This is a genomic window from Azospirillum brasilense (genome assembly GCF_008365405.1).
GTDB classification, from domain to species: domain Bacteria; phylum Pseudomonadota; class Alphaproteobacteria; order Azospirillales; family Azospirillaceae; genus Azospirillum; species Azospirillum brasilense_D.
The window spans coordinates 69,356-82,090 of the sequence record NZ_QOKV01000016.1 but is presented as its reverse complement, the minus strand read 5'-3'; the positions used below and the strand labels follow the sequence as shown (position 1 = coordinate 82,090).

Here is a 12,735-nt window from a genome sequence, read left to right as displayed (position 1 = left end):
GCCCCGCAAAGGAGGTTCCATGAAGGTCGCTTTCTGCACCCAGGACATGCAGCACGTCGATGCGCATTTCGGGTGGGCCAAGAACATCGTGGTCTATGAGGTGGACAAGGCCGGCTACACGATGGTCGAGACCTGCCAGTTCGGCGGTTCGATGTTCGAGGACGGGAATGAGGACAAGCTGATCCCGAAGCTCGACGCGCTGGCCGACTGCGCCATCGTCTACCTGTCGGCCATCGGCGCCTCCGCCGCCGCCCGCGTGGTGGCGAAGAAGATCCACCCCGTGAAGGTGGAGGCCACGGACACCATCACCGCCCTGCTCGACCGTCTGGTCGAAACCATCAACGGCAACCCGCCGCCCTGGCTGCGCAAGGCCCTGAACGCCGGCCAGCCGCAGGAGCTGGCCTTCGACGAGGAGGATTGAGAGCATGACCGACACCACCGTGGCCGCCGGGAGCGATCTCGCCGAGGCCTTTCTGAAGACCCTGGTCATGCTGTTCCGCGCCGAAGACAGCTATGGCGCCTGGGAAGGCAAGAGCGACGAGACGATCCTCGCGCCCTTCATCCTCGACAAGGAAGCCCGCGCCGCCATCCCGATCATGGGCGACCCGGACCCCGACACGCTGTGGCGGCTGGAGCTGTTCTACAAGGCCGTCGGCATCACGGTCGAGAAGCAGACCGGCCACATCGCCTCCCCCATCATGAAGATGAGCCATGAGGGCTTCGGCCGCATGGTGCTGACCACGGGCCGGCTGGTCGTGGTGTCGAAGCATCTGCGCGACGTCCACCGCTTCGGCTTCCCGTCGCTGGAGAAGCTGGCCGCCGACGGCGCGAAGGTCGTGGACGAGGCCGTGGCGCTGATCCGCAAGTATCCCGACGTCGCCGATCTGTGAGGATTCCGCCATGTCCGACATCGACGCCCTGAAGGACGAGGTCAAGAAGCTAAACGCCCGCGCGACCCAGAAGAAGATGGACCTGCACGACCTGTCCGAGGAATTGCCGCAGAACTGGCAGTCCATCCTCCAGGTCGCCCAGGAGACCTACGACGCCTACAAGACCCTGACCGAGAAGCGCGCCGAGTTGAAGGCGCTGGAGACGGCGACCGCCTGAGCATCCTCCCGCCCCCTCCCCGACCCTCCCCCGCTCACGCGGGAGAGGGTGCCTTCCGCGAAGCGGCGGCAGTCCCCTCCACCGCCAAAGGCGGGGGAGGGTTAGGGAGGGGGCAACGGCAGCGCCCGCAACCCGACAAACAACCCCACACCAAGCCCGATTGAGGAGCAGACGATGGCTGAGTTCGTGACCGGCACCACCCGCGGCGGCGCCGCCTGGACGCCGAAATTCGTGGAAAGCGTCGACCAGAAGATGTGCATCGGCTGCGGCCGCTGCTTCAAAGTCTGCGGCCGCGACGTGCTGGAACTGATCGGCATCACCGAGGACGGCGACATCGTCGACGCCTTCGACGACGAGGCCGAGAAGAAGGTCATGAGCGTCAAGAACGCCGGCAACTGCATCGGCTGCGAGAGCTGCGGCAAGGTCTGCTCCAAGAACTGCATCACCCACTTGCCCCAGGCGGCCTGAGGGCCGCCCACCTTACCTGAACCTGTCTGAAGCGGCCTGACGGCCGCCCCCCCGGAGAACGGAGCCATGGGCATCCTGCACGCCGCCCCGCCGGGGGTGGGCGACACAACGCGGCTGTATCGCTGGCTGACCGACCGCCAGGGACGCTGCAACGTCTTCGACGCGCATCTGTTCGCCTGCATCTTGTCCCGCCGCTGGCCGGCGGGTCCGGGCGCGTTGGGATTGGGCGACCGGGCGCTCGGCCAGCTTCTCGACCGCTATTTCCCCGGCGCCTTCGCGGCCGGCCTGCCGGTTCCCGACAGCTCTCCCACCCCCCTGCCCCCGCTGCTTCGCAGCGAGGTGGACGACATTGCCGCCCTCCTGCTCGCCCACCGCTCGCTGGGCATCGAAGAGGAGGAATGGCTCGCCATGATCGTCGCGCGGGCCATGCTCGACGAGGGCGAGCTGTGGCGGAATTTGGGACTGGCTGGCCCGAGCCATCTCGCGGCGCTGATGGAGCGCCATTTCGAACCGCTGGCCCGGCTCAACGCCACCGGCACCCGCTGGAAGGCTTTTCTCTACCGCTTCCTCTGCGCGCGGGATGGGCTGATCCCCTGCGGCGCCCCGGTCTGCCGCGATTGCGGCGCGGAGGCCGTGTGCTTCGGGTCGGGTGACTGACGAAACCAAACCGTCAATCACCCCCTTCCCAAGTCACTCCTCCCCCAGACCTTTCGCCAGCGCGGCGATGACGCCGTAGCCGACCCGGTCCTGCGGATCGATTTCCGTCAGCTTGGCGAGGATCGCCCTCGCCTCCTCCACCCGCCCGCTGCGCAGGCCGATGAAGGCCAGCGCCTTCAGGGTGAAGAGGGTGAAGCGCGGCGGCCCCTCCTTCGTCCAATCCGTGCTGTCCACGCGCAGGCTCTGCCAGTCGCCGGCGTAGACTCCCTCGCGCGCCGCCGCGTCCAGCCCGATCATCGCCACCCGCTTCGCGTCCGCGAAGCGCTTGCGGTTGAAGTAGAATTTGTAGAGTGCGTAGAAGACCGGCAGGACGCGCGGCCCCATCCGGTGGGCCTCCCACAGCAGGGCCTCGCAGGCCGCGGCGTCGGGACGGGCCTTCACCGCCTCCTGCAGCTTTTCGTCGATGTGCTCGGGCACCTCGCCGAAGGCCATGCGCCCGTTGGACATCCGCAGTTCGACCGGCCGCTCCATCACCCTTTCCCTTCCGTTGTTATCCGACACTGTGCGCCCGACCGACAATTCTGTATGGGCCGCAAGCGGGCTTCGCAAAAGCCCATAAATAAATTGTGCGTCCTTTCGTCGCAGGATGTCGCAAAGCCGACATGCCTCCGACCCGACAATTGTCGGGAAAACACCAGCCGCCCCACCTGACAATTTATCAAAATCAAAGACTTAGAATTTGGCACGCCGCTTGCTGATCCTATGACCAGGAACGGTCGGCATGCCCGACGGAGCATTTGGAGGCGGCAGACATGGTGACCCTGACGGATGCGGCGGTGAACACCCTGGAGCGCGTGCTGGCGAAGTCCGGCGGCGCCGCGGCCGGCCTGCGCATCGCGGTGGCCGACGGCGGCTGCGCCGGCATGAAGTACCAGATGGGGCTGGAGGCCACGGCGGGCGACGAGGACGCCGTGCTGACCTTCGGCCCGGTGACGATCTTCGTCGATCCGACCAGCCAGCCCTTCCTGACCGGCGTGGTGGTCGATTTCGTCGAAGGGGTCGAGGGCGCAGGCTTCAAGTTCGACAACCCGAACGCGACGGGCAGCTGCGGCTGCGGCAAGTCCTTCTCGGCGGGGCCGGGGGGAAGCTGCTCCTCCGCGCCGGCGGCCGGCGGCTGCGGCACCGCCCACTAACCCCGAACACACTCCCCCAACCCGGTCATACGGGAAAGGCAAGGCGTCATGTGGAACTACACCGACAAGGTCAAGGAACACTTCTTCAACCCGAAGAACGCCGGCGCGCTGGATGAGGCGAACGCCGTGGGCGAGGTCGGGTCGATCACCTGCGGCGACGCCCTGAAGCTGATGATGAAGGTCAACCCCGACAGCCAGGTCATCGAGGACGCGAAGTTCCAGACCTTCGGCTGCGGCTCGGCCATCGCGTCCTCGTCGGCGCTGACGGAGATGATCATCGGCAAGACGGTGGACGAGGCCCTCGTCGTCACCAACCGCGACATCGCCGAGTATCTGGGCGGCCTGCCGCCGGAGAAGATGCACTGTTCGGTCATGGGCGCCGAGGCGCTCCGCGCCGCCATCGCCAACTTCAAGGGCGAGGAGTGGGTCGACGACCACGAGGAAGGCGAGCTGGTCTGCAAGTGCTTCGGCATCGACGCGGCGATGATCGAGCGCGCGGTGACCGTCAACAGCCTGACCACGCTGGAGGAGGTCACCCACTACACCAAGGCCGGCGGCTCCTGCCAGACCTGCCACGAGAAGATCGAGGAGGTGCTGGAGGCCGTGCTCGCCAAGACCGGCGCGCTGGCCCCGCCCAAGTCCCACGCCCCCGGCACGGTCGGGCTGGACGCCATCAAGCCGTTGGCCCCGAAGGCCGAGGCCGCTCCGGCGAAGCTCACCGCCCCCAAACTGACCAACGTGCAGCGCATGCAGAAGATCATGGTCGCCATCGAGGAGCTGCGCCCGCAGATCCAGCGCGACGGCGGCGACGTGGAGCTGGTGGACATCGACGGCAAGGACATCTACGTCCGGCTGACCGGCGCCTGCTCCGGCTGTTCGCAGTCCGCCGGCACCATGATGGGCGTGCAGGCCAAGCTGGTCGAGGCGCTGGGCGAGTTCGTCCGCGTCAAGCCCGCCTCCCTCCTGCCGGCGGGGGCCTGAGCCATGACCGCACAAGGCATCTACCTGGACAACAACGCCACCACCCGCGTCGATCCGGACGTGCTGGCGGAAATGCTGCCGCTGTTCACCGAGCAGTTCGGCAACCCCTCCTCCATGCACGGCTTCGGCGCCGCGGTGGGCGGCAAGATCGAATGGGCGCGCAAGCAGGTGCAGGCGCTGCTCGGCGCCGCCCATGACAGCGAGATCGTCTTCACCTCCGGCGGCACGGAGAGCGACAACACCGCCATCCTGTCGGTGCTGGAGGCCTACCCAAAGAAGAAGAGCATCGTCACCAGCGTGGTCGAGCATCCCGCCGTCCTGGCGCTGTGCGACTATCTGGAGAAGAAGCGCGGCTACACCGTCCACCGCATCGGCGTGGACAACCGGGGCAACCTCGACCTCGACGCCTACAAGGCGGCGCTGGGGCCGGACGTCGCCATCGTCTCCATCATGTGGGCGAACAACGAGACCGGGACGATCTTCCCGATCGAGGAACTGGCCCAGCTCGCCAAGGCGGTGGGCGCGGTGTTCCACACCGACGCGGTTCAGGCGGTCGGCAAGATCCCGATGACGCTCGCCACCAGCGCGGTGGACATGCTGTCGCTGTCCGGCCACAAGCTTCACGCGCCCAAGGGCATCGGCGCGCTGTATGTCAAGCGCGGCCTGCGCTTCCGCCCGATGCTGCGCGGCGGCCACCAGGAACGCTCGCGCCGCGCCGGCACGGAGAACGCGCCGGGCATCGTCGGGCTGGGGGCGGCCGCACAGCTTGCGCTCATGCACATGACCGACGAGAACACGCGGGTGAAGGCGCTGCGCGACAAGCTGGAGCAGGCCATCCTGGCCGCCGTTCCGAACTGCTTCGTCACCGGCAACCCGGCCAACCGCCTGCCCAACACCTGCAACGTCGCCTTCGAGTACATCGAGGGCGAGGCGATCCTCCTGCTGCTCAACGAGGCCGGAATCGCCGCCTCGTCGGGGTCCGCCTGCACCTCCGGGTCGCTGGAGCCGAGCCACGTGATGCGGGCCATGGGCGTGCCCTACACCGCCGCCCACGGCGCCACCCGCTTCTCCCTGTCGCGCGAGACGACCGAGGAGGAGATCGACCGGGTGATCGCGGTGGTCCCCGGCATCATCGCGAAGCTGCGCTCGCTGTCGCCCTACTGGTCGCAGGCGGGCGCCCCGAAGGAGTTCGCACCCGTTTACTCGTAACACCGAGATCGCAGGCCGGGCCGGACCCGCGCCCCGGCAACCCGCCCGACGACACCCGCCGGGACACGGTTCCCCGGCCCGGTCTGCGACACAACACCCTCCTGCCCCCTCCCCATCCCTCCCCCGCTGTCGCGGTGGAGGGGGCAGAGCGGCGGCAGTCCCCTCTCCCGCGAAGCGGGGGAGGGTTAGGGAGGGGGCAACCACCGCGACGCATACGCATCGAGGCTCACGTCATGCCGATGGCCGGTTCCACCATCATCAACGACACGACGCTGCGCGACGGGGAGCAGACGGCGGGGGTCGCCTTCACGCTCGACGAGAAGATCGCCATCGCCCGCGCGCTCGACGAGGCCGGCGTGCCGGAGCTGGAAATCGGCATCCCCGCCATGGGCCCGGAGGAGCGCGAGGGCATCCGCGCCGTGGCCGCGCTGGGGCTGAAGGCTCGGCTGATGGTCTGGTGCCGCATGCACGACACCGACCTGAAGGCGGCGTTGGACTGCAACGTCGGTACCGTCAACCTGTCGATGCCCGTCTCCGACATCCACATCACCAAAAAGCTGAAGCGCAGCCGCGCCTGGGCCCTGTCGGAGATCGAACGCAAGGTCAAGACGGCCCGCGACCATGGGCTGGAGGTCAGCCTGGGCGGCGAGGACTCCTCGCGCGCCGACATGGATTTCCTGATCGCCGCCGCGACGGTGGCGCAGGAGGCCGGCGCCCGCCGCTTCCGCTTCGCCGACACGTTGGGCGTGCTCGATCCCTTCCAGACGCGCGCCTGCATCGAACGGCTGCGCCGGGCCACCGACCTGGAGATCGAGATCCACGCCCACGACGACCTCGGCCTTGCCAACGCCAACTCGCTGGCCGCCGTGCTCGGCGGGGCGACCCACGTCAACACGACCGTCAACGGGCTGGGCGAGCGCGCCGGCAACGCCCCGCTGGAGGAGGTGGTGGTGTCGCTGAAGGTGCTCTACGGCCAGGACTGCGGGGTGGACACCCGCGCGCTGGGAGCAATCTCCGACCTCGTGGAGCGCGCCTCCAACCGGCCGGTGGCGGTCAACAAGTCGATCGTCGGCGACGCCGTCTTCACGCACGAGGCCGGCATCCACGTCGACGGGCTGCTGCGCGACCGCGCCACCTACCAGAATTTCGATCCCGCCGAGGTGGGGCGCGAGCACCGCATCGTGCTGGGCAAGCATTCCGGCACGGCGGGGGTGAAGATGGCCTACGGCCAACTCGGCATCGCCTGCGACGACGCCACCGCCCAGGCGGTCCTGCCGCGGGTCCGCGCGCTCGCCACCCGCGCCAAGCGTGCCCCGACGGCGGAGGAGCTGCGCGCCTTCCACGACGACGCCACGCGCTGGAGCGTCGTCTCTTCGTGATCCGGAGGACCCCATGGCCGCGATCGACGCCCACCCGGACCTCGCCATGAAAGACACCAGCCTGTGGCGGCTGCTGCGCGAGGACGTCGCCTGCGTCTTCGACCGCGACCCGGCGGCGCGCAACGTCCTCGACGTGCTGACCTGCTACCCCGGCATCCACGCGCTGGTGGTTCACCGGCTGTCCAACGCCATGTGGCGGCGGGGGCTGCGCTGGCCGGCGCGCTTCCTGTCCTATCTGGCCCGCGCGCTGACCAACATCGACATCCACCCCGGCGCCACCATCGGCCGCCGCTTCTTCATCGACCACGGGGCCGGCGTCGTCATCGGCGAAACGGCGGAGGTCGGCGACGATGTGACGCTCTACCACGGCGTGACGCTGGGCGGCACCTCCTGGACCAAGGGCAAGCGGCACCCGACGCTGGGCGACGGCGTGCTGGTCGGCTCCGGGGCCAAGATCCTGGGGCCGATCACCGTCGGCGCCCAGTGCCGCGTCGGCGCCAACTCGGTGGTGACCAAGGACGTGCCGGAGGGCATGACGGTGGTCGGCATCCCCGGCCGCGTCGTCCGTCCGGACACCCAGCGCCGGCTGGCCGCCCACGGCATCGACCTCGACCACCATCTGATGCCCGACCCGGTCGGCAAGGCCATCGCCTGCCTGATCGACCACATCAACCGCATCGAGGCCCGGCTGGAAGCTCACGCCGCGGAAGAGGCCACGCGCCCCGCCCCGCCGCTAAGCGCGATCCGGCTGGACGACCTGCCGCTCGACGGCATCGTCTGCCGGAGCTGCGGCAACCTGTGCGACCAGGACACCTGCGGCGACCGCAATCACGAAATCGGCGCGCGCGCCGATCACTACGTCATCTGAACGGAAAGGACCCCGCCATGAGCTTCAAGGACGATCTGGAGGATCTGGAGACCGCGGAGGACTTCCTGCGCTTCCTCGGCGTCACCTACGAACAGCGCGTGGTCAACGTGAACCGCCTGCACATCCTGCAGCGCTTCCACGACTACCTGTCCGCCGACACCGGCATGGAAGGGCTGGACGACGACGGCATGGCCGCCCGCTACCATGCCCATCTGGAGCGCGCCTACCAGGACTTCGTAGCGTCCAACGCCATCGCCGAGAAGACCTTCAAGGTCCATCAGGAGGAAGCGCGCAAGATGGCCGACCGCTTCGTCCCGCTGGACTCCCTGCTGCCGACCTGATCCGTTTCATCCTTCGTGTCCAGGACGGCCTGCGGACCCGCCCCCCGGCGAGCGTCCGCAGGCCGTCCTGTTTTTCGGCCGTTGTCGGCTTTGTCCGGTACGCGACAGAAGCTGGACGGGGGGCCGGGAACGGGTCGGGCCGCGACGGAAGCCCCCTGTTGAGAAGCCGACACGTCGGTTCTTTGTCGTTTTTGCGACAATCTCTCAACAGCCATAAAAATCATTGATCACAACAACTTACCGCTCTGCACAAATCTGGCACGCCGCTTGCTGGTAGGACCATAGCCACGCCGCGCGACAGGCGGCGGAATGTCAAGGAGACCGGGATGCACATCGTTGTCTGTATCAAACAGGTGCCCGACAGCGCCCAGATCCGCATCCACCCCGTGACGAACACGATCATGCGTCAGGGCGTCCCGGCCATCATCAACCCCTTCGACCTCTTCTCGCTGGAGGAGGCGCTGCGGATCAAGGACAAGGTCGGCGCCCGCGTCACCGTCCTGACCATGGGGCCGCCGATGGCCGAAACCTCGCTGCGCAAGGCGCTGTCGCTGGGCGCCGACGACGCGGTGCTGCTGACCGACCGCAAGTTCGCCGGGTCGGACACGCTGGCGACCTCCTACGCCCTGACCTCCGCCATCAAGAAGCTGTCGGAGGAGGAGACGGTCGATCTGGTCTTCTGCGGCAAGCAGACGGTGGACGGCGACACCGCGCAGGTCGGTCCGGGCATCGCCACGCGGCTGGGCTTCCAACAGCTCACCTACATCACGAAGATCGAAGCGATCGACCAGGGCGCCAAGGAGATCGTCGTGCACCGCCGCTCCGAGGGCGGCGTTCAGGTGCTGAAGACTGCCCTGCCCTGCATGATCACGATGCTGGAAGGCACGAACACCATCCGCTTCGGCAAGATGGACGACATGTTCCGCGCCGCCCGCTACGGCCTGAAGACCTGGAACAAGGACACCACCGGCGCCGAAGAGACGAAGGTCGGGCTGAAGGGCTCGCCCACCGTCGTGTCGAAGGTCTTCGTCCCGAAGCCGCGCGCCCAGAAGGCGACGATGGTCGAGGTCGAGTCCCCCGGCGCCGAGACCCCCACCGCGGAGGCCCAGGCCGCCGCCGCGGTCGAGGCCATCCTCGGCGCCCAGCCGAAACTCGCCGACGAGCTGCTCGCCCGCGCCGCCGCCGGGCTGTGACGCGCCGTTCCTGACGAATCCTCCGCCGGAGACATCCCGATGAGCGAACCAAGCAAGCCGCAGGGACGCAAGTTCCAACTGCCCGAGCACTTGAAGGAATACAAGGGCATCTGGGTGATCGTGGAGCAGGAGCGCGGCTCCGTCCATTCCGTGTCTTGGGAGCTGGTGGGCGAGGCCCGCAAGCTCGCCGACAAGCTGGGGGTCGAGGTGGGGGCCGTGGTCCTGGGCGCCGACAGCCCGGAGCTGAACGCCATCTGCGGCGACGCCTTCACCTACGGCGCCGACGTCGTCTACAAGGTGACCGACCCGGTCCTGGCCGACTACCGCACCGATCCCTACACGCGGGTGATGACCGACGTGGTCAACACCTACAAGCCGGAGATCGTGCTGCTGGGCGCCACCACGCTGGGCCGCGACCTTGCCGGCGCCATCGCCACCACGCTCGCCACCGGCCTGACCGCCGACTGCACCGAGCTGGACATCTATATGGACAACCGGTCGCTGGCGGCCACCCGCCCGACCTTCGGCGGCACGCTGCTCTGCACCATCCAGACGCTGGCCTACCGGCCGCAGATGGCCACGGTGCGCCCGCGCGTGATGTCCATGCCCGACCGCGACGACAGCCGCACCGGCCGCGTGGTCGAGGTGTTCCCGAACCTGCGTGAGACCGACGTCATCACCAAGGTGCTGAGCTTCATCGCCGACCGCGAGCAGAACGAGGCGCAGCTCGCCTTCGCCGACATCATCGTCGCGGCGGGCAAGGGGCTGGGCAAGCCGGAGAACCTGAAGCTGGTCTTCGACCTCGCCAAGGTTCTGGGCGGCGAGGTCGGGGTGACCCGCCCGCTGGTCCAGGCCGGCTGGACCGGCTTCGACCGGCAGGTCGGGCAGACCGGCAAGACGGTGCGCCCGAAGCTCTACATCGCCGCCGGCATCTCCGGCGCCATCCAGCACCGGGTCGGCATGGAGAAGTCCGACCTGATCCTGGCCATCAACACCGACCCCAACGCGCCGATCTTCGACTTCGCCCATCTCGGGCTGGTCGGCGACGCGCTGACCATCCTGCCGGCCCTGACCGACGCTTTCGGCAAGCGCCTCTCGGTCAACCGGCTGGCCGGCTGATTTCCCGGACGAACAGGAGCCACAAGGACCATGGTCGAAAAGTTCGACGCCATCGTCATCGGTGCCGGCCCGTCCGGCAACGCGGCGGCCTACACGCTGGCCAAGCAGGGCCTCAGCGTTCTTCAGCTTGAGCGCGGGGAGTATCCCGGCGCCAAGAACGTCCAGGGCGGCATCATGTACGCCGCCGAGCTGGAGAAGATCATCCCGGACTTCCGCGAGGATTGCCCGACCGAGCGCCACATCATCGAACAGCGCATCTGGCTGCTCGGAGACGACAACTACATCGGCACCAACTACCGGTCGGAGGCTTTCAACAGCGACAAGCCGAACCGCTACACGATCATCCGCGCCAACATCGACAAGTGGTTTTCCGAGAAGATCCGTGAGGCCGGCGGCCTGCAGATCTGCGAGACCACGGTGACGGAGCTGATCCGCGACGCCGCGGGCAAGGTGATCGGCGTGCGCACCGACCGCGAGGGCGGCGAGATCCACGCCGATGTGGTCATCATGGCCGACGGCGTCAACGCCCTGCTCGCCCGCCGCACCGGCTTCCAGCAGGAGCTGGCGCCTCAGAACGTCGCGCTGGCCGTCAAGGAAATCCTGTTCATCGATCCCGAGCTGATCCAGCAGCGCTTCGGCCTGAAGGACGAGGAGGGCGTGGTCATCGAGATCATGGGCAAGGTGACCAAGGGCATGGTCGGCACGGCGTTCCTGTATACGAACAAGGAATCGCTGACGATCGGCATCGGCTGCCTGATCTCCGACTTCAAGGAGGGCGCCATCCCGCCCTACAAGATGCTGGAGGACCTGAAGAACCACCCCGTCATCAAGCCGCTGATCGAAGGGGCGGAGATGAAGGAATACGCCGCCCACATGATCCCCGAGGGCGGCTACAAGGCGGTTCCGCAACTCTACGGCGACGGCTGGATGGTGGTCGGCGACGCCGCCCACTTCAACAACGCCGCCCACCGCGAGGGCTCCAACCTCGCCATGGCGTCGGGCCGCATGGCGGCGGAGACGGTGATCGAGCTGAAGCAGGCCGGCAAGCCCTACAACGCCGCCAACCTCGCCGGCTACAAGAAGAAGCTGGACGACAGCTTCATCATGAAGGACCTGAAGAAGTACCGGAACCTGCCGGGCATCATGCACGAGAACAAGCAGTTCTTCGGCGCCTACCCCGACACGCTGACCGCCGCCGCCCACAGCTGGTTCACCGTGGACAGCGTGGACAAGAAGACGAAGGAGAAGGAGATCATGAAGTCCTTCGTCAAGAAGCGCTCGATCATGGGTCTGGTCGGCGACGCAATCAAGCTGGTGAGGGCCGTGCGATGAGCATCGTGGTCAAGATCGAAGAGAAGCTGTACCAGAACCGCTACATCGTCGACGAGAGCCGGCCGCACATCCAGATCCGCAACGACGCGGTCTGCAAGTCCTGCGAGTCCCAGGCCTGCACCGTCTGCTGCCCGGCGGCCTGCTACAGCAAGAACGAGACGGGCAGCGTGACGCTGGCCACCGACGGTTGCCTGGAATGCGGCACCTGCCGCGTGGTCTGCCAGGACAAGGAAAATATTCAGTGGGACTACCCGCGGGGCGGCTACGGCATCAGTTATAAGTTTGGTTGAGGAACGCACCGGCGGTCCTACGGCCTTCGCCGCTGGTCCGCCGGTCGTCTCCCTCTCCTATCCGCCATGACTGGAACCCCTTCCCGCTCCGCGGGGAGGGGTTTTCTTCGTTGCACGGTTATCTCGCCGCCCCCGCCCAAATTTTCCGCCCGCCCGATGGATGCGGAAGGGACGGACGCTGCACATATCCGTTGTATCGAGACCTGCGAAACGAGGGAGACGGAACATGCAGCTTCGTGTCTGCTTCGAGAACATGAAGTCGGTCAACGTCAACGACGCGTCCATGATGCGGCATTATGCCGAAAGCTATCTCGCTGATTTCCGGCCAGAATGGGCGGGCTTCATCATGCTGCCGCACGACGAGACCCAGCGCGCCACGATGGAGCCGGCTTGGCAGATGCTGATCCGCAACGCCACGCCGGACATGGAACGCCGTCTGCTGGAGTATGTCCGGGGCAATCCGATGGCCGCCTACCATGTGCACATCTACCGCCGCGATCACGGGAACGAGGTCAAGGTCCACTGACGCCCGAGGGGTTGAAGACGAGGCACCGACCGTAAACACCCGCCGGATGTTCGGACAGGGCCCGGATCGCGC

Annotated in this window: 17 protein-coding genes; 16 read left to right on the top strand and 1 reads right to left on the bottom strand. The window is 67.3% G+C overall.

Annotation, left to right across the window (positions count from 1 at the left end; translation table 11 throughout):
- Positions 1–19: 19 nt before the first annotated feature.
- The 5 genes from nifX to DS837_RS21975 all read left to right on the top strand — a co-directional run bounded on the left by nifX (position 20) and on the right by DS837_RS21975 (position 2,232).
- Positions 20–421 carry a nitrogen fixation protein NifX gene (nifX, locus tag DS837_RS21995; protein ID WP_149166700.1) on the top strand — a complete coding sequence of 134 codons (402 nt, stop codon included), beginning with the start codon at positions 20–22 and terminating at the stop codon, positions 419–421.
- A 4-nt stretch (positions 422–425) separates the two neighbouring features.
- Positions 426–890 carry a NifX-associated nitrogen fixation protein gene (locus DS837_RS21990; RefSeq protein WP_149166699.1) on the top strand — a complete coding sequence of 155 codons (465 nt, stop codon included), beginning with the start codon at positions 426–428 and terminating at the stop codon, positions 888–890.
- Between the two features lie 10 nt (positions 891–900).
- Positions 901–1,107 (top strand): CCE_0567 family metalloprotein, encoded by a 207-nt coding sequence (locus tag DS837_RS21985; RefSeq protein WP_149166698.1) that lies wholly within the window; start codon positions 901–903, stop codon positions 1,105–1,107.
- A 174-nt stretch (positions 1,108–1,281) separates the two neighbouring features.
- Positions 1,282–1,575 carry a ferredoxin III, nif-specific gene (gene fdxB, locus DS837_RS21980; RefSeq protein ID WP_094305894.1) on the top strand — a complete coding sequence of 98 codons (294 nt, stop codon included), beginning with the start codon at positions 1,282–1,284 and terminating at the stop codon, positions 1,573–1,575.
- 66 nt (positions 1,576–1,641) lie between these two features.
- Positions 1,642–2,232 (top strand): nitrogen fixation protein NifQ, encoded by a 591-nt coding sequence (locus DS837_RS21975; RefSeq protein ID WP_149166697.1) that lies wholly within the window; start codon positions 1,642–1,644, stop codon positions 2,230–2,232.
- 33 nt (positions 2,233–2,265) lie between these two features.
- On the opposite strand, the gene DS837_RS21970 is transcribed toward DS837_RS21975, so the two are convergent.
- On the bottom strand, positions 2,266–2,763 hold the full coding sequence (locus DS837_RS21970; RefSeq protein ID WP_149166696.1) for a hypothetical protein: 498 nt from the start codon (positions 2,761–2,763) through the stop codon (positions 2,266–2,268).
- A gap of 281 nt (positions 2,764–3,044) precedes the next feature.
- On the opposite strand from DS837_RS21970, the gene DS837_RS21965 reads away from it, so the two are divergent.
- The 11 genes from DS837_RS21965 (at position 3,045) to DS837_RS21910 (ending at position 12,663) form a co-directional block, all read left to right on the top strand.
- Complete coding sequence (locus DS837_RS21965) at positions 3,045–3,425, top strand: HesB/IscA family protein (RefSeq protein ID WP_014239772.1); 381 nt, start codon at positions 3,045–3,047, stop codon at positions 3,423–3,425.
- A gap of 48 nt (positions 3,426–3,473) precedes the next feature.
- Positions 3,474–4,406, top strand: a complete 933-nt coding sequence (gene nifU / locus DS837_RS21960) for a Fe-S cluster assembly protein NifU (RefSeq protein WP_149166695.1) — start codon at positions 3,474–3,476, stop codon at positions 4,404–4,406.
- Positions 4,407–4,409: 3 nt separating this feature from the next.
- Entirely contained in the window at positions 4,410–5,615 is a 1,206-nt protein-coding gene (gene nifS / locus DS837_RS21955; RefSeq protein WP_149166694.1) for a cysteine desulfurase NifS, read from the top strand.
- A gap of 233 nt (positions 5,616–5,848) precedes the next feature.
- Positions 5,849–6,994, top strand: coding sequence for a homocitrate synthase (nifV, locus tag DS837_RS21945; protein ID WP_145689071.1), 1,146 nt, complete (start codon positions 5,849–5,851; stop codon positions 6,992–6,994).
- Positions 6,995–7,007: 13 nt separating this feature from the next.
- Entirely contained in the window at positions 7,008–7,862 is an 855-nt protein-coding gene (gene cysE, locus DS837_RS21940; protein WP_211102381.1) for a serine O-acetyltransferase, read from the top strand.
- A gap of 17 nt (positions 7,863–7,879) precedes the next feature.
- Positions 7,880–8,203, top strand: a complete 324-nt coding sequence (gene nifW, locus DS837_RS21935; protein WP_149166693.1) for a nitrogenase-stabilizing/protective protein NifW — start codon at positions 7,880–7,882, stop codon at positions 8,201–8,203.
- A gap of 326 nt (positions 8,204–8,529) precedes the next feature.
- Entirely contained in the window at positions 8,530–9,396 is an 867-nt protein-coding gene (locus tag DS837_RS21930) for an electron transfer flavoprotein subunit beta/FixA family protein (protein WP_149166692.1), read from the top strand.
- Between the two features lie 39 nt (positions 9,397–9,435).
- Complete coding sequence (locus tag DS837_RS21925; RefSeq protein WP_137102558.1) at positions 9,436–10,515, top strand: electron transfer flavoprotein subunit alpha/FixB family protein; 1,080 nt, start codon at positions 9,436–9,438, stop codon at positions 10,513–10,515.
- 30 nt (positions 10,516–10,545) lie between these two features.
- A complete protein-coding gene (locus DS837_RS21920; RefSeq protein WP_149166691.1) occupies positions 10,546–11,847 on the top strand; it encodes an FAD-dependent oxidoreductase in 1,302 nt (433 codons plus the stop codon).
- Positions 11,844–12,137: a ferredoxin family protein gene (locus tag DS837_RS21915; protein ID WP_014239763.1), complete on the top strand. Its 294-nt coding sequence runs from the start codon at positions 11,844–11,846 to the stop codon at positions 12,135–12,137. The genes DS837_RS21920 and DS837_RS21915 overlap by 4 nt, the downstream gene beginning before the upstream one ends.
- A gap of 226 nt (positions 12,138–12,363) precedes the next feature.
- Entirely contained in the window at positions 12,364–12,663 is a 300-nt protein-coding gene (locus tag DS837_RS21910) for a hypothetical protein (RefSeq protein ID WP_145622447.1), read from the top strand.
- The last annotated feature ends 72 nt before the right edge of the window (positions 12,664–12,735 follow it).

Bases quoted from the DNA above. Each gene is read 5' to 3' on its own strand.
- nifV (WP_145689071.1), top strand. From the start codon at position 5,849: ATGCCGATGGCCGGTTCCACCATCATCAACGACACGACGCTGCGCGAC.
- DS837_RS21990 (WP_149166699.1), top strand. From the start codon at position 426: ATGACCGACACCACCGTGGCCGCCGGGAGCGATCTCGCCGAGGCCTTT.
- nifS (WP_149166694.1), top strand. From the start codon at position 4,410: ATGACCGCACAAGGCATCTACCTGGACAACAACGCCACCACCCGCGTC.
- nifX (WP_149166700.1), top strand. From the start codon at position 20: ATGAAGGTCGCTTTCTGCACCCAGGACATGCAGCACGTCGATGCGCAT.
- nifW (WP_149166693.1), top strand. From the start codon at position 7,880: ATGAGCTTCAAGGACGATCTGGAGGATCTGGAGACCGCGGAGGACTTC.
- DS837_RS21910 (WP_145622447.1), top strand. From the start codon at position 12,364: ATGCAGCTTCGTGTCTGCTTCGAGAACATGAAGTCGGTCAACGTCAAC.
- DS837_RS21975 (WP_149166697.1), top strand. From the start codon at position 1,642: ATGGGCATCCTGCACGCCGCCCCGCCGGGGGTGGGCGACACAACGCGG.
- DS837_RS21925 (WP_137102558.1), top strand. From the start codon at position 9,436: ATGAGCGAACCAAGCAAGCCGCAGGGACGCAAGTTCCAACTGCCCGAG.
- DS837_RS21965 (WP_014239772.1), top strand. From the start codon at position 3,045: ATGGTGACCCTGACGGATGCGGCGGTGAACACCCTGGAGCGCGTGCTG.
- DS837_RS21915 (WP_014239763.1), top strand. From the start codon at position 11,844: ATGAGCATCGTGGTCAAGATCGAAGAGAAGCTGTACCAGAACCGCTAC.
- fdxB (WP_094305894.1), top strand. From the start codon at position 1,282: ATGGCTGAGTTCGTGACCGGCACCACCCGCGGCGGCGCCGCCTGGACG.
- DS837_RS21985 (WP_149166698.1), top strand. From the start codon at position 901: ATGTCCGACATCGACGCCCTGAAGGACGAGGTCAAGAAGCTAAACGCC.
- DS837_RS21930 (WP_149166692.1), top strand. From the start codon at position 8,530: ATGCACATCGTTGTCTGTATCAAACAGGTGCCCGACAGCGCCCAGATC.
- DS837_RS21920 (WP_149166691.1), top strand. From the start codon at position 10,546: ATGGTCGAAAAGTTCGACGCCATCGTCATCGGTGCCGGCCCGTCCGGC.
- nifU (WP_149166695.1), top strand. From the start codon at position 3,474: ATGTGGAACTACACCGACAAGGTCAAGGAACACTTCTTCAACCCGAAG.
- cysE (WP_211102381.1), top strand. From the start codon at position 7,008: ATGGCCGCGATCGACGCCCACCCGGACCTCGCCATGAAAGACACCAGC.
- DS837_RS21970 (WP_149166696.1), bottom strand. From the start codon at position 2,763: ATGGAGCGGCCGGTCGAACTGCGGATGTCCAACGGGCGCATGGCCTTC.